At 57.1% G+C, this 22,653-nt stretch carries 18 protein-coding genes and 1 pseudogene; 9 read left to right on the top strand and 10 right to left on the bottom strand.

Annotation, left to right across the window (positions count from 1 at the left end; all coding sequences use genetic code 11):
• The first annotated feature begins 24 nt into the window (after positions 1–24).
• From KSS97_RS17675 to KSS97_RS17645, 7 genes are all read left to right on the top strand, one after another.
• Positions 25–771, top strand: a complete 747-nt coding sequence (locus KSS97_RS17675; protein ID WP_217859794.1) for a nitroreductase — start codon at positions 25–27, stop codon at positions 769–771.
• Positions 768–2,420: an AMP-binding protein gene (locus KSS97_RS17670; RefSeq protein ID WP_217859793.1), complete on the top strand. Its 1,653-nt coding sequence runs from the start codon at positions 768–770 to the stop codon at positions 2,418–2,420. Before KSS97_RS17675 ends, KSS97_RS17670 begins: the two co-directional genes overlap by 4 nt.
• Positions 2,421–2,470: 50 nt before the next feature.
• Positions 2,471–3,778, top strand: coding sequence for an OprD family porin (locus KSS97_RS17665; protein ID WP_217859792.1), 1,308 nt, complete (start codon positions 2,471–2,473; stop codon positions 3,776–3,778).
• 58 nt (positions 3,779–3,836) lie between these two features.
• Complete coding sequence (locus tag KSS97_RS17660; protein ID WP_217859791.1) at positions 3,837–4,139, top strand: hypothetical protein; 303 nt, start codon at positions 3,837–3,839, stop codon at positions 4,137–4,139.
• 159 nt (positions 4,140–4,298) lie between these two features.
• On the top strand, positions 4,299–5,990 hold the full coding sequence (locus KSS97_RS17655) for an Hsp70 family protein (RefSeq protein ID WP_217859790.1): 1,692 nt from the start codon (positions 4,299–4,301) through the stop codon (positions 5,988–5,990).
• A gap of 3 nt (positions 5,991–5,993) precedes the next feature.
• The gene (locus KSS97_RS17650; RefSeq protein WP_217859789.1) at positions 5,994–7,382 is read left to right on the top strand and encodes a J domain-containing protein; all 1,389 of its coding nucleotides are present in this window, start codon (positions 5,994–5,996) and stop codon (positions 7,380–7,382) included.
• Positions 7,383–7,439: 57 nt separating this feature from the next.
• Positions 7,440–8,339 carry a helix-turn-helix domain-containing protein gene (locus tag KSS97_RS17645; RefSeq protein WP_217859788.1) on the top strand — a complete coding sequence of 300 codons (900 nt, stop codon included), beginning with the start codon at positions 7,440–7,442 and terminating at the stop codon, positions 8,337–8,339.
• Positions 8,340–8,423: 84 nt separating this feature from the next.
• On the opposite strand, the gene KSS97_RS17640 is transcribed toward KSS97_RS17645, so the two are convergent.
• Together KSS97_RS17640 and KSS97_RS17635 are read right to left on the bottom strand one after the other, a co-directional pair.
• Positions 8,424–9,185 (bottom strand): SDR family NAD(P)-dependent oxidoreductase, encoded by a 762-nt coding sequence (locus tag KSS97_RS17640; RefSeq protein ID WP_217859787.1) that lies wholly within the window; start codon positions 9,183–9,185, stop codon positions 8,424–8,426.
• 127 nt (positions 9,186–9,312) lie between these two features.
• On the bottom strand, positions 9,313–11,298 hold the full coding sequence (locus KSS97_RS17635) for a M10 family metallopeptidase C-terminal domain-containing protein (protein WP_217859786.1): 1,986 nt from the start codon (positions 11,296–11,298) through the stop codon (positions 9,313–9,315).
• A gap of 247 nt (positions 11,299–11,545) precedes the next feature.
• Between KSS97_RS17635 and KSS97_RS28760 the strand changes: the two genes are divergently transcribed.
• Positions 11,546–12,088 (top strand): hypothetical protein, encoded by a 543-nt coding sequence (locus KSS97_RS28760; protein ID WP_217859785.1) that lies wholly within the window; start codon positions 11,546–11,548, stop codon positions 12,086–12,088.
• On the opposite strand, the gene KSS97_RS17625 is transcribed toward KSS97_RS28760, so the two are convergent.
• The 5 genes from KSS97_RS17625 to KSS97_RS17610 all read right to left on the bottom strand — a co-directional run bounded on the left by KSS97_RS17625 (position 12,068) and on the right by KSS97_RS17610 (position 16,792).
• A complete protein-coding gene (locus KSS97_RS17625; RefSeq protein ID WP_217859784.1) occupies positions 12,068–12,385 on the bottom strand; it encodes a hypothetical protein in 318 nt (105 codons plus the stop codon). The genes KSS97_RS28760 and KSS97_RS17625 overlap by 21 nt on opposite strands.
• 186 nt (positions 12,386–12,571) lie before the next feature.
• The gene (locus KSS97_RS17620; RefSeq protein WP_217859783.1) at positions 12,572–12,904 is read right to left on the bottom strand and encodes a hypothetical protein; all 333 of its coding nucleotides are present in this window, start codon (positions 12,902–12,904) and stop codon (positions 12,572–12,574) included.
• Positions 12,905–12,925: 21 nt separating this feature from the next.
• Positions 12,926–14,467, bottom strand: a complete 1,542-nt coding sequence (locus tag KSS97_RS17615) for an RHS repeat-associated core domain-containing protein (protein WP_438269612.1) — start codon at positions 14,465–14,467, stop codon at positions 12,926–12,928.
• Positions 14,468–14,608: 141 nt separating this feature from the next.
• Positions 14,609–14,833, bottom strand: coding sequence for a hypothetical protein (locus KSS97_RS28395; protein ID WP_225936056.1), 225 nt, complete (start codon positions 14,831–14,833; stop codon positions 14,609–14,611).
• 462 nt (positions 14,834–15,295) lie between these two features.
• Positions 15,296–16,792: an RHS repeat domain-containing protein gene (locus KSS97_RS17610; RefSeq protein WP_225936055.1), complete on the bottom strand. Its 1,497-nt coding sequence runs from the start codon at positions 16,790–16,792 to the stop codon at positions 15,296–15,298.
• An 11-nt stretch (positions 16,793–16,803) separates the two neighbouring features.
• Here KSS97_RS17610 and KSS97_RS17605 point away from each other — a divergent pair.
• Positions 16,804–17,115 (top strand): annotated as a pseudogene (locus KSS97_RS17605) (IS4 family transposase); the annotation flags it as partial.
• 152 nt (positions 17,116–17,267) lie between these two features.
• On the opposite strand, the gene KSS97_RS17600 reads toward KSS97_RS17605, so the two are convergent.
• Genes KSS97_RS17600 through KSS97_RS17590 form a run of 3 tightly spaced genes read right to left on the bottom strand, consistent with a single transcriptional unit; the run spans position 17,268 to position 22,626 of the window.
• Complete coding sequence (locus KSS97_RS17600) at positions 17,268–17,588, bottom strand: hypothetical protein (RefSeq protein ID WP_217859780.1); 321 nt, start codon at positions 17,586–17,588, stop codon at positions 17,268–17,270.
• Position 17,589: 1 nt separating this feature from the next.
• Positions 17,590–22,146: an RHS repeat-associated core domain-containing protein gene (locus KSS97_RS17595; protein ID WP_217859779.1), complete on the bottom strand. Its 4,557-nt coding sequence runs from the start codon at positions 22,144–22,146 to the stop codon at positions 17,590–17,592.
• 51 nt (positions 22,147–22,197) lie between these two features.
• Entirely contained in the window at positions 22,198–22,626 is a 429-nt protein-coding gene (locus KSS97_RS17590) for a DcrB-related protein (RefSeq protein ID WP_217859778.1), read from the bottom strand.
• Positions 22,627–22,653: the final 27 nt, after the last annotated feature.

Here is a 22,653-nt window from a genome sequence, read left to right as displayed (position 1 = left end):
AGCTGAATCCGTGGAATTGAATGCATGAAAATGAATCGCTTATCCAAACCGCCCATACCGCCTGAACTGCTTGGTCAAACGGTTGATTGGGCGATCGCTTCACGGCGCAGCATTCGGGCTTTCTTGCCCACTCCCGTACCGCGCGAAGACATTGAAGCGATCCTTGATATCGCTCGGTTCTGCGCAACGGGCGTGAACATGCAGCCTTGGCGCGTGCATGTCGTCACTGGAGAAGCAAAGGCTCGTCTTTCATGCGCCATCAAGGAAATTGACAACGATCCATCACTGAGCAACGACCTGGAAGATGCCTATGACTATTACCCGCGCGAGTGGACTTCACCCTACGTGGATCGGAGAAGGCAAGTCGGGTGGGAACTCTACGGGTTGCTGGGCATTGCAAAGGGAGACAAGCAGCGGATGCATGCGCAGCACGGCCGCAATTACCAGTTCTTCGACGCTCCCGTCGGCCTGATTTTCACCATGGACCGGGTGTTGAAGGAGGGCAGCCTCCTTGACTACGGAATGTTTTTGCAGGCCGTAATGATGGCAGCGCGCGGGAGGAATCTGCACACCTGCCCACAAGCCGCTTTTTTGAAATATCACCAGGTCATTTCGCAAGTCCTTGCGATCCCTTCGGATCAAATGCTGGTTTGCGGAATGAGCCTTGGATACGCCAACGAGACCAGTATCGAGAACACCTTGGTCACTGATCGGGAGCCGGTGAGCGCGTTCTGCACTTTTCATCACAATAATAAGGAAACGACATCATGAAGCCTGGTGCTTATGAGAGTGGGCTTGATCGCTGCAAGGCCAACCATCTGCCCCTGACGCCACTTGGTTTTCTGGATCGGGCAGCCCTTGTGCACCCGGATCGGGTAGCGGTGGTGCATGGCGAACTGCAACGAACCTGGCGAGAAACCCGCGGACGCTGCTATCGACTGGCCTCGGCGCTTTGCGAAAAAGGCCTGGGAGCAGGGGACACCGTTTCAATTCTGTCTCCTAACACGCCTGCCATGCTCGAAGCGCATTTCGGGGTCCCCCTCAGCGGCGCGGTACTCAATGCGGTTAATTACCGGCTGGATGCCGAAGGTGTGGCGTTCATACTGCGTCATGGCGAATGCAAGTTGCTCTTGGTGGATCGAGAGTTTGCTGCGCTGGCGGATGCCGCACTAGCGCTCCTCGAGCATCGCCCGATGGTGATTGATATCAATGATCACCTGGCGCCACTTTGCGCGAGTGTCGGGGACACTGACTACGAAACCTTCATCCGCAGCGGCAACCCTGATTTCGAAGGCGTATGGCCGGATGACGAGTGGCAGCCGATAGCACTCAACTACACCTCCGGTACAACCGGTGATCCAAAGGGCGTGGTCGCGAGCCATCGTGGCACTTACCTCATGAGTCTGCTGCAGATGACCAACTGGCCGCTCACGCGGGCGCCTCGTTACCTGTGGACATTGCCGATGTTCCACGCCAACGGATGGTGTTTTACCTGGGCGATCACGGCTGCGGCCGGTACGCACGTCTGCCTGAGAAAAGTGTGCGCAGAGACGGTGTTTGATGCGATCGATAACCACGGTGTCGATCACTTCTGTGCGGCGCCGATTGTCATGGCGATGATTGCCAATGCCGAAGATCGCCGCGTGCTCAAGACTTCGGTTCGAGTGCTGACCGCCGGTTCCCCACCTCCGGCCAGCGTACTCAACGCGGTGGTTTCACGAGGCTTCGATGTTGACCACGTCTATGGAATTACTGAAGTGTCCGGTACGCCGATCAGTTGCGTCTGGCAAGACGGCTGGGATGATCTGACGGTCGGTGAGCAAGGCGCTATGCGAGTGCGCCAAGGGGCTCGTGCAGCCGCTTTCGAAGGCTTGATGGTGGCTGACGCCGATACGATGCAGCCAGTAGCAAAGGATGGGCAGACAACGGGTGAGCTACTGCTCAGGGGCAATACCGTCATGATGGGCTATCTGAAGAATGGCAGTGCAACCCGAAAAGCTTTCGAAGGGGGTTGGTTTCATACGGGGGACGTCGCCGTCGTTCACCCCAACGGCTACGTCCAAATTACCGACCGTTGCAAAGACGTGATTATCTCCGGCGGGGAGAACATCTCGTCGGTCGAGATCGAAGAGACCATCCATGGTCACCCCGCTGTTCTATATGCCGCGGTGGTCGCTCAGCCTGATGACAAATGGGGGGAAGTACCGTGCGCGTTTGTTGAGCTGAAAACGGGTGTCGAGCCTCCCACCGAAGCAGAAATAATGGAGTTCTGCCAAGCGCGTCTGGCCCGATTCAAATGTCCGCGCAGAGTGGTCTTTATGGAGTTGCCGAAAACCGCAACCGGAAAAATCCAGAAGTTTTTACTTCGAGAGCAGGCAGGCAGTCGCGATGCAATTGTCCGTTTGGCTTCGAATGGCTAGGTCGTGGTCGCTTCCATCACATACAAATAATAAAAATCGGAGCGTTATAAGTGAGCCTGAAGAAAATATCTGCAACATTGGTGTCTGGCAGCATCGCCCTCAGTGGCCAGGCGTTTGCTGACTTTCTAAGCGATAGCAAAGCCACCTTGGGCATGAGGAGCTTCTACTTCATTAACGACAATCGCGATGGCGTCGCTGCCCCTTCGAAAACCGAAGAGTGGGCGCAGGGCTTCATGTTGGACTTCAAGTCGGGTTATACCGAGGGTGCCGTTGGTTTTGGTGTTGATGCCCTTGGGTTGCTGGGCGTTACCCTGGACAGTGGCAAGGGACGTCATATTGGCAGCTCGATGATTGCCTCGGACAGTGACAACCGCGCCGTCAACGAGTGGAGCCGGCTGGGGCTGACCGGTAAGGTCAAGACGTCCAAGACCGAACTGCGCTACGGCACCTTGATTCCGAAACTTCCGATTCTGGTCGCCAACGATGGACGGGTGCTCCCGCAAACCTTCGAGGGCGGCCAAATCACTTCGAGCGAGTTCAAGGACCTGACCCTGACGGGCGGGCGCATCGAACATGCAACCGGTCGTGCTTCAACTGACCGGACAGGGCTCGCCGCTATGGGCGGTACGCGTGAAAGCAACCAGTTCGCTTTCGCCGGGGGCGACTGGAAAGTCACCAAGGACCTGACAGCTCAGTACTACTATGCCCAGCTCGAAAACTACTATAACCAGCAGTTTTTCGGACTGACGCATACGCTCGCATTCTCGGACAGCCAATCGTTGAAAACCGACCTGCGCTACTTCAGGACTGACGCGTCAGGTGAAAACAGCTCCGGTACATCGGGCTATCGAATCAGCGGCTACACCAAAAACGGTGATGGCGTTATCGACAATCGTCTCTGGAGTGCTGCATTGATCTATAGCCTCGGCGCTCATGCGATAACGGCCGGCTACCAAAGCGTCTCGGACGGTAGCAGCTTCACCCAACTCAATCAGGGTGGCCTGGTAGATAAAGGCGCAGGAGGCAGCTCCTTGTACCTGTATACAGATCGTCTGATCCAGAGTTTCACCCGTGCAGGGGAGCGCACGCTATTCGGTCAGTACGCCTATGACTTTACCGCCCTGGGGATCCCGGGCCTGAAAGCCTCGGTCATGTACCTCTCCGGTGACAACATCAAGACGAGATCCGGTGACACTCAGAAAGAATGGGAAAGGGATATCTTTCTGGACTACGTCGTTCAGTCAGGAACGCTCAAAGGTGTTGGCTTCGGTTGGCGCAACGGTAAATCCAATAGCGAAGCCGCCCGTGACCAAGACCAGAACCGGGTTTTTGTAAGCTACAGCATTCCGCTGCTCTAAGGGTGCGGCATCACCGTATCGAGCGCTCCTGGTACTCGGCGCCCGGCCGCTGTCGAAAATGCTTGTACCAGGCGTCAAGATTCAAGACTGGCAGTCCGCCGCGAGGCTTGTACTGCTCAAGGCGCGCCATGACTATCTGACAGGCGGGAAAAGCCCGATTCTAAAGTCCATCCTCAACGAGGTTCTTCAGGCCGTTCCACAAACGATGGACTGGTGGGACGATCCTGAAATCCTCCCGATCGGCGATACGGGCATTACACTGCGCGATGCCCAGGGCAGTGGGCGAAGCTATCGCATCAATATCCTTATTTCCAAGGACAGGCCTGGCCTTCGCATCGCCTTCTACGATGAAAAAATGTAAGCGGTCAACCTTACAATCTCCAGGCAGCCGAACCTAAAGCCACCGCCCACGCTGCCGATACCCCCGGTCATGAATCCGCGAGCCGCGTCCGCATCAGTATTGACTGAGCCGAAATGCGGTGCTCTGCTGGCCGACCGTGTCAATCAAGGAAAAGTGACAGTGATCATAGGTATCGATCTGGGCACCACCAACAGCCTCGTGGCGGCCTGGGACGGCGAACACGCCCGGCTATTGCCCAATGCCCTTGGCAATCTTCTTACCCCGAGCGTCGTTGGCCTCGACGACGATGGCCAGTTGATCGCCGGCGATATCGCTCGGGAAAGGCTGCACACCCATCCGCACCTCACCGCGTCGTTGTTCAAGCGTTATATGGGCAGTGCCCGTGAAACATTGCTGGGCGGGCGGGCCTACCGCGCGGAAGAGCTTTCGGCGATGCTGCTGCGCAGTCTCAAGGCTGACGCCGAGCGTGCCTTGGGCGTGCCCGTTCTCGAAGCGGTGATCAGCGTGCCGGCGTACTTCAGCGATGCCCAGCGCAAGGCCACGCGTATTGCGGGAGAGCTGGCGGGCCTGAAGGTCGAAAAACTGATCAACGAACCCACCGCCGCGGCGTTGGCCTACGGCCTGCAACAGCGGGACGAGGCCACCTTCCTGGTGTTCGACCTGGGTGGCGGCACCTTCGACGTCTCCATTCTGGAGCTGTTCGAAGGGGTCATGGAGGTGCGCGCCAGTGCCGGCGACAACTTCCTCGGTGGCGAAGATTTCGATGATCGACTTGTCGAGCATTTCATCGCCAGCATCGGCGCCGCCGATCTCCCTGATACGTCCCAGCCTGGCATGGCGCAGCGATTGCGGCGCGAGGCGCAACGTGTTCGCCATGCCTTGGGTCAGGCGCCGGTTGCGCGCTTTGTGCTGCGCGAGCAGGCACGCGAGTGGTGCCTGGAAGTGACCCAGAGCGATCTGGCGAACATCGCCCAGCCGTTAATGGATCGCCTGCGTGCGCCGATCGAGCGCGCGCTGCGTGATGCCCGGATCAAGGTCGCGGACCTGGACGAAATACTGTTGGTCGGCGGCACCACACGCATGCCGCTGGTGCGCAAATTGGTGGCGACGCTGTTCGGACGGATCCCGGCGATGCAGCTCAATCCGGACGAAGTCGTGGCGCAGGGCGCGGCTATCCAGGCGGCACTGAAAGCACGCCATGCTTCCCTGGAAGAAGTGGTGCTGACCGATGTCTGCCCCTACACGCTGGGCATCGAAACCTCGGTACAGCTGGGCAACCAATACCAAAGCGGTCACTACTTGCCCATCATCGAGCGCAACACGGTGGTGCCGGTGAGTCGTTCCCGTAACGTGTCGACCCTCAGCGACAACCAGAAAGTGGTCAGGCTGGGTATCTACCAGGGCGAAAGCCGTTTGGTGGCCAACAATATTTTTCTCGGTGAGCTGGAAATCCCAGTGCCGCCGCGCAAGGCCGGGGAGATCACCCTGGACGTGCGCTTCACTTACGATAACAACGGCCTGCTCGAAGCCCAGGTGCATCTGCCCATCAACGGCGAAACCCGCCGGTTGGTCATCGAGAACAACCCTGGCGTGCTGGCCCCGGAAGAAATCGCCCGACGGCTGGCCGCCCTTGAAGCATTGAAAGTGCATCCGCGGGACCAGCAGGTCAATACGTTGCTGCTGGCTCGGCTGGACCGCCTGTATCAGGAAAGCCTTGGCGACGGACGAGATCATATTGCCGCGCTGGCGAATCACTTCCAGCAAATGCTCGACACCCAGGACGAACGCCGGATCCGCGAAGCCCGTGGCGACATCAACCTGCGCCTTGCCCACTTCGAGATGGAGAGGTAAGTCATGAGCCATTGGCAAATGCTGGGCCTTGCCCCCGACGCGGACGAACGCAGTATCAAGCGCGCCTATGCACGGCTGCTCAAAGTCCATCGTTCTGACGAAAATCCTGATGAGTTTCAGCGCCTGCGCCAAGCGTACGAGGCGACGCTGGCCGAGGCACAGTGGCGTGCGCAGGCTGAAGATGAAGGCAGCTATGTTTCGCTAGATGTCAGCGAGCCAACCCCGGACTCATCTCGCACTGTTGTGCAGGCCTCTGCGCTCGCCATTTCTTTGGACGATATCGACGTCCAAACGTCCATCAGCCCGCCGCAACCGTCCCTTGAGCAGATGCAGCAATGGTTGGCCGAGGGCCGGGACCGCCAGGTAATGGACGGGCTTCGCGTTTGGCTGGCCAGTGACTGGCTGTTGCCGTTCGAGCGCCGCCAGCAGTTCGAGCTGAGCGTCCTGGAATGGCTCGAATCCGCGGAAGGCTGGTCGCCGGCCTTTTTCGATGGGGTGTGCAAGGTCATGGGGTGGGATGAAGCCCAGGCCACGCTGCCTTGTGAATATTGGCGTTGGGACCGCCTGATCAGACGGTGCGAGGCGCAAGCCTTTGCCGAGTCTGTGCGGGCGGACCTTACCAGGTTCGAAACCGATAAAGTCTACGGGCAGCCGGCCGCTCTGCTGCTGAAAGCCATGGCGGACGGTGACCGCCGTGAATTGGCCGATGGCTTTGACGGCGGTGACTGGCAACGTTTTGCCCAGCTCGCTCAAGCGATCGAATATCAGTATCCAGAGGTGCCCGGGCAGCTTGGATTGCAACCCGTCGACAACTGGCGGGATTGGCTACCCCCGACGAGCTATCGAGGCATCTACCTGTTCCTGTGGGTGGCGCTGTCCGTGGTGCTGATCACGTCGGTGTTCACCGGTCTGATAAGAAAGGATGGGCTGAGTTCGGCGGTTATCATGCCGGTGCTGATGATCGCAGTGAACTGGGTCGGCATGAAGGCCTACGGAATATGGGCGCTGGTGGCCGTGACAGCGGCTCGGTTGGACGTGCTGCTCAGCCAGTGGTTGGTCCCGCGCCGTTGGTACCGACAGGGCGCCGGGCTGCTGTTGCTGCGCCACATCCTTCCCGGCGCAGCGCCCGCCTTCTTGGCGTACATATGGTCCGGCGGCCCTGCATGGTTGCGGTGGGGAAGCGCGGTCGCTGTGTTCCTTGGTGTCCTCTATTTCACCAACCAAGCGCTGAGCGGCGGTAAGGTTTCCATCTGGGCACGAGCATGGCGCGCCGTTAAACTTCGGGTCGGGCGGCTGCCTTGGCACACGCTGCAACACCCAGGTTTTGTGGTCGTGATAGTCGTGCTGGTGATGGCGGCAACGGTGTATTGGCGTATGAAAGGTGTCGCCTAGAAAAATTTTTCAACATCAGGGGCGCTGACGGGGGATCGATAAGGGAGGTTGATGAGCATGAAGCCAATAGAACGAACCTCGCCCCGTGGGCTGGAGGCTTGCATTCGCGGCGAGTGCCTGGCGACTTCGGATGAATTGGCCGCCCGCGACGTGTTGGTGCAGATATTCAACCGCGAGCCTCAGGAGGAAGGCTTTATCGTCCCAGCCGTCGCTGAGCCCTTGCTGGTATGGATCATGTCAGGCACCGCGGCGGTGCAGGAACGCAGCCTGGGCGGCGAGTGGCAAACCAGCGTCGTGTCCAAGGGCGATTTCTTTTTGACCACATCGGCTGAGCCCTACGAAATGCGCTGGAGCGTGTCTGGCGCAGACGCTTTTGTCGTGATGCATATCTACCTGGGCATCGCGCTGCTGGAGAAAGCCATTCAGGAGACACTCGGCGGCCCTGGTGCTGTCCGTTTGCGCGAGGTGTCGGGTGGTCGTGACGACGTGCTGTCCATGCTGCTGGAACAGTTCCGCGCGGAACTGACCACTCGCCACGGGGGCAGCGCACTCTTTTTGCAGGGACTGGCGCAGTGCCTGGCCGTTCACCTCGCCCGTGAGTACCTGGACGATTCGGCAGACGATATCGCCCGTCGCAATGCTTTGCCGGCTTATAAACTGCGACGCGTATTGGCGGACATGGAAGCCAATCTGCAAAAGGAGTTCAGCTTGCGGGCGTTGGCCGAAGCAGCCGACATGAGCGAATTCCACTTCAGCCGGCTGTTCAAGAAAGCGACGGGGCACTCGCCTTCGCAGTTTTTCATCCGACTGAGAATGGCCCGTGCCCGGCAGCTTCTGTTGGAGACGGATCGCAGCATTATCGATATCGGCCTGGACGTGGGGTACAGCAGCCCAAGCCATTTTTCCCAAGTTTTCAAACGCCAAGTGGGCGTGACGCCGAGCCACTATCGCAAGTGAGCCCTTTGCCGATGTGTTCGTCATCGCGGTGTCCAAAAAAAGCGCGGTGCAGACAACGCCGCACCGCGCGGATCAGGACCAGCATCAGCCCACGGGAATACTCATGCCGCCGTCAGCCATGACCACCGACCCGACGATGAAGCTGGCGCGTTCGGAGGCGAGGAAGGAGACGATTTCGGCAATTTCCTCTGGCGCCGCCGCCCGGCCGATGGGTGCCGATTTACCGTGCTCTTCCAGGAAACCGCGGCCGTCGTCCATGAAGTGGTTCAGCAGGTTGGTCACCACGTCACCGACGCCGATGGCGTTTACCCGGATGCCGTGCTCGATGGCTTCAAGCGCCTGGGTGCGCGTCAGTTGGGCGAGGGCGCCTTTGGAAGCGGTGTAGGCGGCGATGCCGGGGAAGGCAAAATACGAGGCGTAGGAGGCGATGTTCACGATCGCCCCGGATTTGTTTTTCATCATTGCCTTCATCGCTTCGCGAGAATGCAGGAAGGCGCCGGTGACGTTGGTTTCCATCTGCCACGTCCAGTCTTCGCGCGTCATTTCCACGATCGGTTTGTAGAGGATTCGGCCCGCGTTATTGACCAGCACGTCCAGCTTGCCGAACGTCCCGACGGCCAGGGCGACGGCTTTTTCAGCGGAGCCATCCACGGTGATGTCCGCGACGAAGGGCACAATGCCGTCTCGCTCCAGGTCGTTTACAGACGGGTCGATGTCCTCGGCAATCACCTTGGCACCGCGCGCATGGAGCAACTCGGTAATGGCTTTACCGATGCCACTGGCGGCACCGGTCACCAGGATTACTTTGCCTGCAACTTCATCAGGGGTTGGATTGAATTGAGTCATGTCAGGTCTCCAAGCAGTGGTTGTGAGTCGTTTCGACGGTTCAACTCTCCTGCTTTTTGACGTGCGTCTCTTTGGCAGCCTTGCTCGGACTGTTGGGTTTTTGCTCCTTTCTCGTTTGTTGGCCGCGCTACGCTTGGAAGTCAGCCACGCCGACCAATTGAAAAACCTCCTCCTGCAAAGGCTCGGCGAAGGTGATGTCCAAATTACGGTAACCGGAGTGATCCCCTGCCAGGCTCAACTCGAATCGCGCCCCGGAGGCGTCGGCTTCGTAGCTCTTCAAGTACGTCAGGTTCCTGGCTTGATTGAAAACCACGTCCAACGTGCCGTTGTAGCCATTTCCCAGTCGGGTAAAGCCCAGGGCGGACACATCGATCGTGTCTTCACCGGCGGTATAGTCCATCAGGCGATCAGCGTGGTTTTCGGTATCGGTACGGTAACTGTCGCTCAGTGTGTCGAAGCGGAACACATCGCTGTTGCCGCCACCCGTTAATAAGTCCCGGCCTTCTCCGCCAATCAATACATCGTTCCCTAGCGCGCCATAAAGGCGATCGTCGCTCGCGAACCCTTCGATGATTTCGCCCCGAGCGTTGCCTTGTAATTGATCAACCCCTTCGGTGCCCATCAACCTGGCTTGCTGGAACAGGATGTTGGTTTCATCCAGCGCTTGGCCCAGGTTTCCGTCGAAGACCACTTCGAAGCGTTCCCCCTGCGCATTGGCCTCGAAACTCTTGAGGTAGGTCCGCGTCCCGCTTTCATTGACGCGTATCGCCAGGGTTCCGTCATGTCCATCACCCAGCCCGAGGAAGCCCAGGGAGGAGAGGTCGAGCGTATCGGTGCTGGGGTCGAAGTCGGTGATTCGATCGCTATGGGCCGTGGTTGTGGTTCGGTAGCTGTCGGTGACTGACTCGTAACGGAACGTATCGGCCCCAACACCGCCCGTCAGCTGGTCGCGACCTTGCTGGCCATCGAGCAGATCGTTACCGGCCCCGCCAAGGATCGCATCGTCGAACGACGCGGTACCCAGCAAGAAGTCATCCTCGCGGCCACCGTCAAGGTGGTGATAGCCGTCGTCGGGATTGCCGAAACTGTGGTCCAGGCTGCCGTCGGGGTTCAACTGGACCAGGGCGGCCAGATAGCCGTCCGCGCTCGTGCCTTGGCTTCCGCCAATCAACAGCTTGCCGTCGGCCCGCACGACCATGTCGGCGACCGCGAAGGGAGCGCTTTCCGAGCCCCAACGCACCTGACCCTGATCACCAAAATCGGTATCGAGCGAGCCGTCGGCGTTGAGTCGAATGACGCACGCCACGCCACCTGAGGCGCCCGCCAGCAGGATTTTGCCGTCATCCTGTATGACGAGCGCGTCTGCATGAACATCCAGGACCAGGCTGCCCCCATTCGCAAAGGTGCTATCCAGCGTACCGTCCGGGTTGAGGCGGGTCAGGGTATCTTGTCCCGTGACCAATACCTTCCCGTCTCCCTGCAGCGAAACGTCGAATGTGCCGCCGGGGTGGATACCAACGGACGTTGGCAGGTGCAGGACCCCAGCCTCAGCGAAAGACGAGACCAAGGTCCCCGTCGCGTCGAAACGAGCAATATAGATCTCCCCGGAGGGATACCCGGCGCTTGCGAAAAAGCTGCCGTCGCGTTGCACGGAGAACGACGCTTGCTGGCCAAGATTGTCATTCCAGTAGAAGGGCACTGTCGCGGTGCCGCCATTGCCAAAACTCGTGTCGAGGCTGCCGTCGGCCAAGGTGCGACTGACGCCCGACACCCAGGCGTCGCCGACTTTCACGTACTGCGCCACCAGGTAGCCCCCTCCCGGCTGCACCGCGGCATTACCGCCGTCCTCGATATCGAGCGACACGGGAAGGAGGGACTTGCCGTCGCCGCTGAAATTGCGGTCCAGGCGACCCTCGGCATTGAACCGGACCAGGCTGCCGGTAAAGCCTGAATCCTCTTCGCCCCCTAATCCCAAGCGACTATAAGCGCCCAGCCAGATAGTACCGTCGGGATCGACCGCGATACCTGCGACGGTGTCCGAGCCCCATAGGGTCGTGGCTACCGTGCCTGTGTTCCGCACGGCTGAAGTGGCGGGCGAAGTGCTCTGAGTCATGTCCATGTCTCCGATGGCTATACGTCGCCAAAGACAATAGACAGGGCTCAGCGTGGTTTCCACTTTATGAAGCGAAGAGAGGGTCTTGGGCGACCTTCGACTCTGCAAACGATGGAACGGCTATCCGACGGGAGAGCATGCAATTGGTCTCGCCGAGCAGTTGGCCGAGGGCGTTGTAGGATGTGTGCTTCCTTATTGCTGTGATGATTTGTGAAAAGCTAGTGGAGTTTCATTGCAGGAACTGCGGTTGTCAGCGGTTCTCGGCAGCGCGGGAGCCGCTGGCGATCAAAGTCGTGCCGCAGGTAGTCTTCATGTCATCCAAATCCACGGGAATGCCGTTGACGGAATGGGTGCCGCTGCATTCGGCAATTGGGAAGTGGCCCTTGCAATAAGGGGTATATCACCAAGTAGCCGTTATCAGTTATTTTTAAACATATTAATTTTTTGCGCAATATCCGATGGCCCTAAATACACAAACCCGCGCTCTGCATCATCAAACTCGCCAATTGGCTTCAATACAAAGCCGTTTGAATGGCTAATGCTGCAAATAAAATTTATATCTTCAGTGATTTTACCTGCCCATCCTGGATTTAAAAAAGTAGAAATTTCGCAATTCTTGGGTAGGCCTACAATATACGAGGCGCGCTCGCTTAATATGGCGGATAGTGTAGATGTTAGGGAGGACATCGGACAGATGTATCGCCCCAAAAAACTTAATACCTTTCCTTCCTTTAATAAGGTGATCTTGATGATCCTTGCCATGAAAAATTTAGACCCCTCTTGCTTTTAAACTGCCCCACAACCTTCTGTGACGGGTAATGCGATTATCTGGCTGCCATGAGTAAGATCCCATAAAGAGCCAAATATTTTGTTCTGGAATCGCACTTTTAAAGCCCGTGTACAGGGTTTTCAGTATGTGTAACTGGATTTGCCATGAACGCCCCGCCGTCGTCCAGCTAATTGCAGATAGGCTGCATTCATCTGAATTTACAGCTCTGCCAAGGTGAATTACATCATTATCCTGAAAGGCATTTTCACTGCTGTTGGTTTTAATTTCAGTAATCATAGTGATTGCCTGACTCATCATTGAAATGAGCTCCTCTATTTTGGGAGTTTCCTATGCCGAATTCCCGACCTTATCGTAGTGATACTGGCGCTGCAGGTGTGGCCCGACTTCCTCGATCAGACGGCTCAGCGGGTCGTAGCTGAAGCGCAGGATTTCGGACTGCATACCCAGGCGTTTGTCCTGCGGTAAACTCCGTTGTAGACGAGCCTACGTTTTTATTAGCGCCAAGAGCGTACTGTTTAATTTTGGTTCATATGATTCGTTCCATGCATCCATGGAGAAGTCGCTTATTTTATATAAGTCATTAGGGTTGTTGTGGCATATGACACAGCGAATAGTTCCCATGGTGAACCAAATTATAAACTCTTTTAGCTTGTCGCTAGATTTTGCATCTGTGGACTTTAGTGTCGTTTGTATGTCTCTTATCAATCTATCGAATAAAGGCGTGTTGAACGTCTTCTCCTCAAATAATTCAAAGCAAAATGTACCTTCGACTAGATCGTCTTTGTTTTTTAGAATTTCATTTTCTAGATGATTCATGAGTTTAAGTCCGTCGGGATTTTAACAGCCTGGGCCGATTCGGTTTGCGGCGCGAGTAGATTTTGCAGCGTTGTATCTACCGTCAAGATTGAAAACGCCTTTTGATGGGTTTTTTGATGAGAAGGTTTCTATATGATCCTTGTGCATGCCATCCATATAAAAGTAGTCGCCGGGCTTAAATTTTACATCGTCAACTTTCGTCTTTTTCGTGATCTGGAATATTTGTTGGCCTTGATATGTCTTTCCTGTTCTGGCCGACACTGGCTCGAGTGCTTCTCCTAATGGCGTGCCGCTAATGGGGTTATTGCTAAGGCCTAACGGATCAATCCACACAATCGGGTTCGGCGCGTATTGATAGAGGTTATCCCCACCCAACAACCCAATCGGATCCGGCTGGGTAAACCGCCCCACATCCGGATCAAAAAACCTGAAGGTGTTGTAGTGCAGCCCGGTTTCGCGGTCAAGATACTGCCCCTGAAAGCGCAGGTTCTGCTCACCTCCTGCCTGCCGATCATGCCACTCGTCCCGCGTTCTGCCCCAAGCCCGGTATTCGCTGTGCCACACCGTGTGACCGTCGGTGTCGGTCAGCTGTTCCGGCAGCCCGGCCAGGTTGGTATGGAAGTAGAAGATCGCCTCGCTACCGGGCTTGCCATCAAGGCGCGCCAGCGGTTCATAGCTGCCCGGATCGGCATACACATACAGGCTGGGCCTGCCGTCCTGCACTTCTTCGAGCAGGCGCAAGCCTTGCCAGTGGAACAGCGTGCGGTGGCTCGGCTCGCTGGCATCGTCGTGATACACCTGTTTGCTGATCCGCCGGCCCAGCGGGTCGTAGCCAAACACCACCCGTTGGCGCAGGGCGCCGTTCTGCTGATGCACCTTGATCAGTCGGTGCTCGGCGTCGTACTCGAAGCGTTGAATGCGGCTGCTGCCGATACGCTTTTCGCTCAGCCGTCCAAAGCGGTCGTAGCGATAGCGCTTGTCCTGATACACATGTACGCGGTTGTGCTTGATCAGCCCGTTGACCCGGTAGCCATCAAACAGGTTGCCGGCCGGGTCGTAATTGAGGCTTTCGATGTGCTGGCCCAGCGCCGTCGGGCTGTTGCGGTGCATGCTCTGGATTTGCTCGACAGGGTTATAGCCGTAGCTGGTGCTGCCTTGATACGAATTGCCGGTCGAGGAGTGGCCGTGGAATCGCCCGATCAGGCTGTCGTCATTGGCCGCTGCGGTCGATCGGCTGCCGCCAGGGCGCTGGGTCTGGGTCAGTATCTCGGCCACCAGGTTGTCGCTGGCATCGTACTGGTAGTCCTTCTGCAACAACGGCAACACTTCGCGGGCGACATTTTGATAATGGAGCGCCTTCTGGCTGAGGCGGCCATTGCGGTCGTAACGGGTGCGGGTGTGCAGGGCGCCCTGGGTGCGCAGCACCTCCTCGTGCAATACGTCGCGCTCGAAATCGCTGATCACCCGGCCACCCAGGTTGATTTGATGCAGGTGGCCGCTGCCGTAGTACAAATGGTTGAGCTGACGCTGATCGGGCAGGGTCAGGGTTTCAAGGTCGCCCAATTCGTCGTACTTATACTGCAGCAGACCGGCGCTGTTGGTCTCGCTGAGCAGTTGGCCGAGGGCATCGTAGGCATAGTCGAGCCGCTGCTCTTCACCTTGTTTGTCTATAAAGGCAATCGACAGCAGGTTGTCGGCGTTATCTTAGGCATACGCGGTGACGCCGTCGTCGGTACGTTTGCGGACCAACCGTCCTAGGGCATCACGTTCGAAATAATGCTCTAGCGGCGTGTGCGGCTCGGTCGCGTCTTCGCCGTCCAGTTCCGGTTCGGCCAGCAGGCGGTCCAGCGCATCCCACTTGAATCGGCAGCGTTCGTGGTTCTCATTGCTCAGGTGCAGCGGGCGGCTATCGGGTACTATCGCGATCATCGTCGGGAGTGGCTGCGTTGATAATTAAATTTTGTTAGGCGCTAAGTCGCGCAAACTCCATATCATTTTCAAATGATAGGTTGATACACCAAGAAAAGTCGCTGCGGAATAGGTAGTGGGATTGGGGGATGTCGACAATGGCGCACAGGAACGCTTGTAGGTCAGAAATTTTTACAGTGTAGGCGTGATCTGTAAGGCTGTCTCCTATATAAATTATCTCCGAGTCATCGTCATCTAAGTTGGGTATGGATTTTACAAAGTTGCAATAGTCTAGATGGATGTTTTCTGGGTTTGCTCTAGAGTATTTGTAATCCGGGAGCGAGGAGAGGTCTATTCGGCCGCCTATGGTTGGATACTTTTGGTCAATTATTTCTAAATATTGTTCTAGCGAATGTGGCGCGTTGATTTGTATTCCTGTCTTTTTGCAGGATTCGATAAGATCAAGGTCATATGACATTATTTTTATACTCCGCATGAAAGTGAGCGACTAAGTTTGCTGAATGTTTTTTGTATTCTGGAGACAATTGATCTTGTTGAGTTGAACATGAAGTGGGGACCTTTTTCCTTACCTGCCCAAGTGTTGATGTGAGCCTTGTTTCTATCGTCAAACTCAACTCTGAAACCGACTTTTCCGTTAGCCGTCTGCATTCCAATCGGCGTTCCCTTTATATCTCCAAAGCGCCCTAGTGTTTCCTTCTCGGCCCGGAATCCTCGCTTCTCAAGCCATTTCAAAGCCGCATTTCTAGCCTGTTCATATGACTCAAAGACCTTGTCAGTGGTTAAACCAAGCGGATCTACCCACCCCGTTGAATTCGGCGCATACAGATAGAGGTTCAGCCCACCCAACAACCCAATCGGATCCGGCTGGGTAAACCGCCCCACATCCGGATCAAAAAACCTGAAGGTGTTGTAGTGCAGCCCGGTTTCGCGGTCAAGGTACTGCCCCTGAAAGCGCAGGTTCTGCTCACCTCCTGCCTGCCGATCATGCCACTCGTCCCGCGTTCTGCCCCAAGCCCGGTATTCGCTGTGCCACACCGTGTGACCGTCGGTGTCGGTCAGCTGTTCCGGCAGCCCGGCCAGGTTGGTATGGAAGTAGAAGATCGCCTCGCTACCGGGCTTGCCATCAAGGCGCGCCAGCGGTTCATAGCTGCCCGGATCGGCATACACATACAGGCTGGGCCTGCCGTCCTGCACTTCTTCGAGCAGGCGCAAGCCTTGCCAGTGGAACAGCGTGCGGTGGCTCGGCTCGCTGGCATCGTCGTGATACACCTGTTTGCTGATCCGCCGGCCCAGCGGGTCGTAGCCAAACACCACCCGTTGGCGCAGGGCGCCGTTCTGCTGATGCACCTTGATCAGCCGGTGCTCGGCGTCGTACTCGAAGCGTTGAATGCGGCTGCTGCCGATACGCTTTTCGCTCAGCCGTCCAAAGCGGTCGTAGCGATAGCGCTTGTCCTGATACACATGTACGCGGTTGTGCTTGATCAGCCCGTTGACCCGGTAGCCATCGAACAGGTTGCCGGCCGGGTCGTAGTTGAGGCTTTCGATGTGCTGGCCCAGCGCCGTCGGGCTGTTGCGGTGCATGCTCTGGATTTGCTCGGCAGGGTTATAGCCGTAGCTGGTGCTGCCTTGATACGACTTGCCGGTCGAGGAGTGGCCGTGGAATCGCCCGATCAGGCTGTCGTCATTGGCCGCTGCGGTCGGTCGGCTGCCGCCAGGTTGCTGGGTCTGGGTCAGTATCTCGGCCACCAGATTGTCGCTGGCATCGTACTGGTAGTCCTTCTGCAACAACGGCAACACTTCGCGGGCGACATTTTGATAATGCAGCGCCTTCTGGCTGAGGCGGCCATTGCGGTCGTAACGGGTGCGGGTGTGCAGGGCGCCCTGGGTGCGCAGCACCTCCTCGTGCAATACGTCGCGCTCGAAATCGCTGATCACCCGGCCGTTAAGGGTGGGGTTCATGGATCGCATACGTAAAAAGTGAGCACTTGGGGTTGGGGCTGAACCTACATAGAAGTCATTGCCCTCGGCGCATTGAGGCGCTGCTGTTGATTGCGGCTCTGGCCAACTACCTCATCTTCCTGACAGGGCTACGGGCCCGTGAAAGCAAATTGGAACAGCGTTATCAGAGCAACAGCCTTAAAGATAGGCGGGTGCTTTCGTTGTGGCGCTTAGGGCTGGAGTATTGGCGTTGCTGCACGGACTTTGGTGGACGAGAGCATTTAGAAAAGCTCGAGCAGGCCCTGCGTGACGAGGTGCATTATCAGGCGCAGAGCCTAGAGTAGATTTGTGGGGATCCCTCAGAGTCCGAGTGCATTTCTTTGTTTGGTTCTTCTGAGCGATCATCTGAAAAAGCCCAATATCCAAAAATTAAGCTCAAGGGTACGCTCCTCAGACGGCTACATTGCAAAATAGAAGGCTTTTTCAAAAAAATGTCTTAGTCTAGGTTGGCTAAAAATTTAATGATTTCATTTTTGTTTTTTCCGTATGGCGGTTTCCAATATGTTGTATCATTCTCAATCCATTTATCATATGCATCAACGCCCAATTCTTCGGATAAACTATGGTGGAGGATTTTTCTTGTTTCAGCTAGTTTGTCAAGGACGTCTTTTTCTCTGAAAAATAATAACAACGCTAGTGCGGTGGTTTCTTTGTCTTCAAATCCAGATCCTATTTTGTCAATAGTAATCACCACTTCTTCTAGGTGGGTCAGAATACTTTTAAGTTCTGAAACTCCTATTCTGCATTTTTTACTCATTTTATGGGCACCGTTTGTTGAAAGAGGTTGTTTTTTTATCTAGCACGACGTCGCCTTTTATTTTGAACTCCTCAACGCCTAAATTGTTTTTTCTGAACTCTACTCTTCCAGTGTCTATGTCGAAGTCAATATGGTTTCGCGCGTGGTGCGGTCTTATTTTGAATTTTTTAGCTGCATCGGCCATGCTCAGCGGCTTCCCTTTGGCTTTGGTGGCAAATACGGAATTTTGGTCACCGGCCTTAATTACCATACTATTTTTTATTCCCTCTAATCCTTGATTGCTCGTGTAATGCCGTAAGCGAATAGTTTCGAGGCCGAGCGGATCAATCCATCCAATCGCATTCGGCGCGTATTGACAGAGGTTCAGCCCACCCGCCAACCCAATCGGATCCGGCTGGGTAAACCGCCCCACATCCGGATCAAAAAACCTGAAGGTGTTGTAGTGCAGCCCGGTTTCGCGGTCAAGGTACTGCCCCTGAAAGCGCAGGTTCTGCTCACCTCCTGCCTGCCGATCATGCCACTCGTCCCGCGTTCTGCCCCAAGCCCGGTATTCGCTGTGCCACACCGTGTGACCGTCGGTGTCGGTCAGCTGTTCCGGCAGCCCGGCCAGGTTGGTATGGAAGTAGAAGATCGCCTCGCTACCGGGCTTGCCATCAAGGCGCGCCAGCGGTTCATAGCTGCCCGGATCGGCATACACATACAGGCTGGGCCTGCCGTCCTGCACTTCTTCGAGCAGGCGCAAGCCTTGCCAGTGGAACAGCGTGCGGTGGCTCGGCTCGCTGGCATCGTCGTGATACACCTGTTTGCTGATCCGCCGGCCCAGCGGGTCGTAGCCAAACACCACCCGTTGGCGCAGGGCGCCGTTCTGCTGATGCACCTTGATCAGTCGGTGCTCGGCGTCGTACTCGAAGCGTTGAATGCGGCTGCTGCCGATACGCTTTTCGCTCAGCCGTCCAAAGCGGTCGTAGCGATAGCGCTTGTCCTGATACACATGTACGCGGTTGTGCTTGATCAGCCCGTTGACCCGGTAGCCATCAAACAGGTTGCCGGCCGGGTCGTAATTGAGGCTTTCGATGTGCTGGCCCAGCGCCGTCGGGCTGTTGCGGTGCATGCTCTGGATTTGCTCGACAGGGTTATAGCCGTAGCTGGTGCTGCCTTGATACGAATTGCCGGTCGAGGAGTGGCCGTGGAATCGCCCGATCAGGCTGTCGTCATTGGCCGCTGCGGTCGATCGGCTGCCGCCAGGGCGCTGGGTCTGGGTCAGTATCTCGGCCACCAGGTTGTCGCTGGCATCGTACTGGTAGTCCTTCTGCAACAACGGCAACACTTCGCGGGCGACATTTTGATAATGGAGCGCCTTCTGGCTGAGGCGGCCATTGCGGTCGTAACGGGTGCGGGTGTGCAGGGCGCCCTGGGTGCGCAGCACCTCCTCGTGCAATGCGTCGCGCTCGAAATCGCTGATCACCCGGCCACCCAGGTTGATTTGATGCAGATGGCCGCTGCCGTAGTACAGGTGATTGAGCTGGCGCTGGTCGGGCAGGGTCAGGGTTTCAAGGTTGCCCAATTCGTCGTACTTATACTGCAGCAGACCGGCGCTGTTGGTCTCGCTGAGCAGTTGGCCGAGGGCATCGTAGGCATAGTCGAGCCGCTGCTCTTCACCTTGTTTGTCTATAAAGGCAATCGACAGCAGGTTGTCGGCGTTATCGTAGGCATACGCGGTGACGCCGTCGTCGGTGCGTTTGCGGATCAAGCGACCGAGGGCATCGCGCTCGAAGTGGTGTTGCAGCGGGGTGGGTGATTCGGCTCTGTCCTTGCCGTCCAGATCGGGCTCGGCATTCGGCGCGGGAATATGGTGGATGCCGGTGACATCCCCCAACGGGTTGTACTGATAAATACGTCCGCTGCCATCCAGGTCCTGCTGGGCCAGCAGACGGTCCATCACGTCCCACTCGAAGCGGTAGCATTCGCGGTTTTCATTGCTCAGGTGCAGCAGGCGGTGATAGGCGTCGTAGCCAAATTCGACGCTGTGGCCGAGGGCATCGACCCGCTGGATAAGCCGGCCACTACGGTCATAACGCAGGCGGGTAATGCGCTGGGCCGGGTCGGTGTAGGCGGTCAGCTGGCCGGCGGCATCAATGTCGTAGCGATCAATACGGCCGTCGGGGCGCTGGCTTTCGATCAGATAGCCGCGGGCGTCATACCGATAGTGGGTATGCTCGCCGCGGGCGTTGATGGTTTCGCTGAGCAGGCCGCGTTGATCATAGCGGTAGTGGGTCTCGTGGTTGGAGCAGTCACGGTAGTTGAGCAATTGCCCGTGAACGTTCCAACGCAAATATTTGTGTTTGTCTAAAGGATCGGTGATGCATTCGACCTGGCCCTGGGCGTTATACCGGTATTGGGTCTTTCGGCCGAGGGGATCTTGCTCCCAAAGCAGATTACCCTGGCCGTCGTAACCGAAGCGTTGAGTGCGCCCGGCGCCATCGGCGATGCTCAGGGGTAATGCCCAGTGGCGGGTGTAGCGGATCCTTTCGCAGCGGCCCAGCGGGTCGCGGGTTTCGATCAGGCGGCCGAGTTCGTCGTAACCGTATTGCCATTGGCCGCCTTGCGGGTCGATGCTTTTGAGCAGTTGGCCGCTGAGCACGTCTTCCTGCCAGCAGTGCCCCATGGGGTCGATGTGTTTGTAGATTTCATAGAAGGGCCCCCAGTAGTAGTGGTCCTGGCGACCGAGGCTGTCGGTGACGTGGGTTTCGCCTTTTTCCAGGTCGTACTCGAAACGGTAGTCTTCGCCATCACTGCCCCAATGGCGAATGACGCGCCACTCATGGTCAGGCTGAGGCTCCAGCAGGGGCGGGAAGTTGCAGGGGCTGCCATCTGAGCGTACGGATTGCGGACGTTGTTCGGGAACTTTGAAACGTTGCCATTGATACTGTCGGGTCGCGCCGCTGGGCAGCGTGTGGCTATCGAGGTAGCCTTGCGCCGTGTAAGTGAAACGACGTAGGACTTGGCCTGTGGCATCGAGTACTTCCTGCAACTGGCCGCTTTGGGTGTAGCGATAGCTGGCAAGTACTTCGGTCTGTTCGACCTGCGGGTCATCGCCAAGCTTGATATAGAGCCGCTCCACTTGGCTGACCCGCTTCGGGTGTTGCGTGTCATAGCTCAGTCGGATGGTGGTTCGGCTCAACCCGTCGCACAGGTAGTGCAGTCGCCCTGTCTGATCGTAGAGAAGCCCCAGCGTATTCAGGTTGCGATCACCCAGCTTGATCAGGCGTGAGCGTTTCGGGTTATGCGGGTCGTTCTGAAAGACTTGATAGAGGCCGGTGTAGATATCCTCGACCACGGTCTGCCCGTCTTCCAGTTGAAAGAGCGCCAACCCATCGAGCACGCTGACAAAGGCATCGCCCGCTTTCAAGCAGCCCAGTTCCAGACGGGTGCCTTCCTCGTCGACATAGATCCACAACTCGCCATCCTCGGGATGAGGCACACGCAGGATTTCCACCTCGTAGGGCACGCTCCAGCCCATGCCGAACAGGCCGTCGCTGCGCAGGTCGTTGCTGTCGTAGCCCCTGGCCCATTCAATGGGAAGCAGGCCCGGTAAGGTGAAATCGTGATCCTCGGGGCCGCCCAGCACCTTGCTTCCGGTTGAAACAATCACCGGGTTGCCTTTGCACGGACGAATGCGCGGCAGCGGTTTGGGACTGCCCTTCGGTCGTGGCCGAAGCTTGATTTTGCGCGAGATCAACATGCCGGCCACCATGCCGGTGAACTGCGCAATCTTGCTTTTGCCATTGCGGATATCCCGCACGGTCAGCGGCTCACCCCCGATGCGCACGTTGGGAGAGACATTGGCATCGCTGTCGATGGTTGCATCGCACGTGGTCTTGTCGCCGGCTCGGGCTGCCGGCTGTCCGTTGATGAGCACCTTGCTGGACCCTTGCGCGATGTAGGTATCGGGCATAGGGGGATGGCGTTCGCAGGTAACCTTATCCTGGTCTGCTGGCTCTGTTCCCGGGGCTGCTTGTGTGGTGACAGGAGGGTTGAAGATGTCGTAGATCGCCATGCCCAGCCCTAGCACAGGTAAGAGCATGGGCGCGGCGGACATCGCCATTGCTCCGACATTGTCCAGAAATGACGGTTCTGCCTCCTCTTCGGAGGCGTCCGCGCCGCTGCCTCCTGTGCTGCGCCCTGCGGCCCGAGCTGCGGCCTTTCCGTTGATGCGGGTGTCTTGCGAGCCGCTTTCAATCTTGCCGAATGGCTCTGCCGGGAACACGCTGTTGGCAAGGGAATCACACCCGTCGGTGATGGCTTCACCGATGCTCTTGTCACCGATGGGAATCATGCTGGCACCGCCTACCAGTGCTCCAGCAATCACAGGGACGAGTACTGCCGCCGCACCGCCCGTGCCCACCACCGCCACAACGGTCCCGGCGATAGCCGCCGCAACGAGAGCGGTCGCGGCAGCGTAGACAACCGCTTCTGCCAATGCACTCATCAGCTCGGCAGCCAATGGTGGGTGAAGGATCGCGTCTCCTTCCCTGGCGGCATGGACGTTCTGCGCCATGGGCGTGTGCTCCTTGCTGTGGCGTGTATGCAAATGGGTTGAGTGGCCTGATCAGGAAAAGAGCAGGCTGTCTTTGATCACGCGCCAATGGCTGATATCTGCCTCGGTAAGCGCGCTGTGTTTGCTGTAGTTCAGGACCAGCAGGCGTTGTTGCCCAGGCAGTTGGCAGGCCAACTGGCGCTGATACGTAGGCTGATTTACGTGCGTGAACTGGAGTGCTGCTTCACGACCTTCGACTTGCTTGTCTTTCCCAATAAAAACGATCACGGGATCGGTGCAGGTCAACGCGGTGAGCCGTTTGCGCAGCAAGTCCAGTTGAAATGTGTAGGCGTCATCCAGGGTCTGGTGTTCTGGTAGCGCGCTACGGGCGATGACCAATGTGGTTTGCCGCTGGCGAAACTGGAGCATGTTCAATGTGGTGTCATCGGGCATTTCATCGCCGAGATCGACGTTGAGATCCTGAGTCAGGTATCTGGCCATTCGGGTTCCTTATTGGGGAAAATACAG

The organism is Pseudomonas alvandae, from assembly GCF_019141525.1.
GTDB classification, from domain to species: Bacteria; Pseudomonadota; Gammaproteobacteria; order Pseudomonadales; family Pseudomonadaceae; genus Aquipseudomonas; species Aquipseudomonas alvandae.
This window is presented reverse-complemented; position numbering and strand designations above follow the sequence as displayed.

Bases quoted from the DNA above. Each gene is read 5' to 3' on its own strand.
- KSS97_RS17595 (WP_217859779.1), bottom strand. From the start codon at position 22,146: ATGGCGCAGAACGTCCATGCCGCCAGGGAAGGAGACGCGATCCTTCAC.
- KSS97_RS17650 (WP_217859789.1), top strand. From the start codon at position 5,994: ATGAGCCATTGGCAAATGCTGGGCCTTGCCCCCGACGCGGACGAACGC.
- KSS97_RS17590 (WP_217859778.1), bottom strand. From the start codon at position 22,626: ATGGCCAGATACCTGACTCAGGATCTCAACGTCGATCTCGGCGATGAA.
- KSS97_RS17635 (WP_217859786.1), bottom strand. From the start codon at position 11,298: ATGACTCAGAGCACTTCGCCCGCCACTTCAGCCGTGCGGAACACAGGC.
- KSS97_RS17660 (WP_217859791.1), top strand. From the start codon at position 3,837: ATGCTTGTACCAGGCGTCAAGATTCAAGACTGGCAGTCCGCCGCGAGG.
- KSS97_RS17675 (WP_217859794.1), top strand. From the start codon at position 25: ATGAAAATGAATCGCTTATCCAAACCGCCCATACCGCCTGAACTGCTT.
- KSS97_RS17610 (WP_225936055.1), bottom strand. From the start codon at position 16,792: ATGAACCCCACCCTTAACGGCCGGGTGATCAGCGATTTCGAGCGCGAC.
- KSS97_RS17620 (WP_217859783.1), bottom strand. From the start codon at position 12,904: ATGAATCATCTAGAAAATGAAATTCTAAAAAACAAAGACGATCTAGTC.
- KSS97_RS17670 (WP_217859793.1), top strand. From the start codon at position 768: ATGAAGCCTGGTGCTTATGAGAGTGGGCTTGATCGCTGCAAGGCCAAC.
- KSS97_RS17625 (WP_217859784.1), bottom strand. From the start codon at position 12,385: ATGATGAGTCAGGCAATCACTATGATTACTGAAATTAAAACCAACAGC.
- KSS97_RS28395 (WP_225936056.1), bottom strand. From the start codon at position 14,833: ATGATCGCGATAGTACCCGATAGCCGCCCGCTGCACCTGAGCAATGAG.
- KSS97_RS17640 (WP_217859787.1), bottom strand. From the start codon at position 9,185: ATGACTCAATTCAATCCAACCCCTGATGAAGTTGCAGGCAAAGTAATC.
- KSS97_RS17600 (WP_217859780.1), bottom strand. From the start codon at position 17,588: ATGAGTAAAAAATGCAGAATAGGAGTTTCAGAACTTAAAAGTATTCTG.
- KSS97_RS17645 (WP_217859788.1), top strand. From the start codon at position 7,440: ATGAAGCCAATAGAACGAACCTCGCCCCGTGGGCTGGAGGCTTGCATT.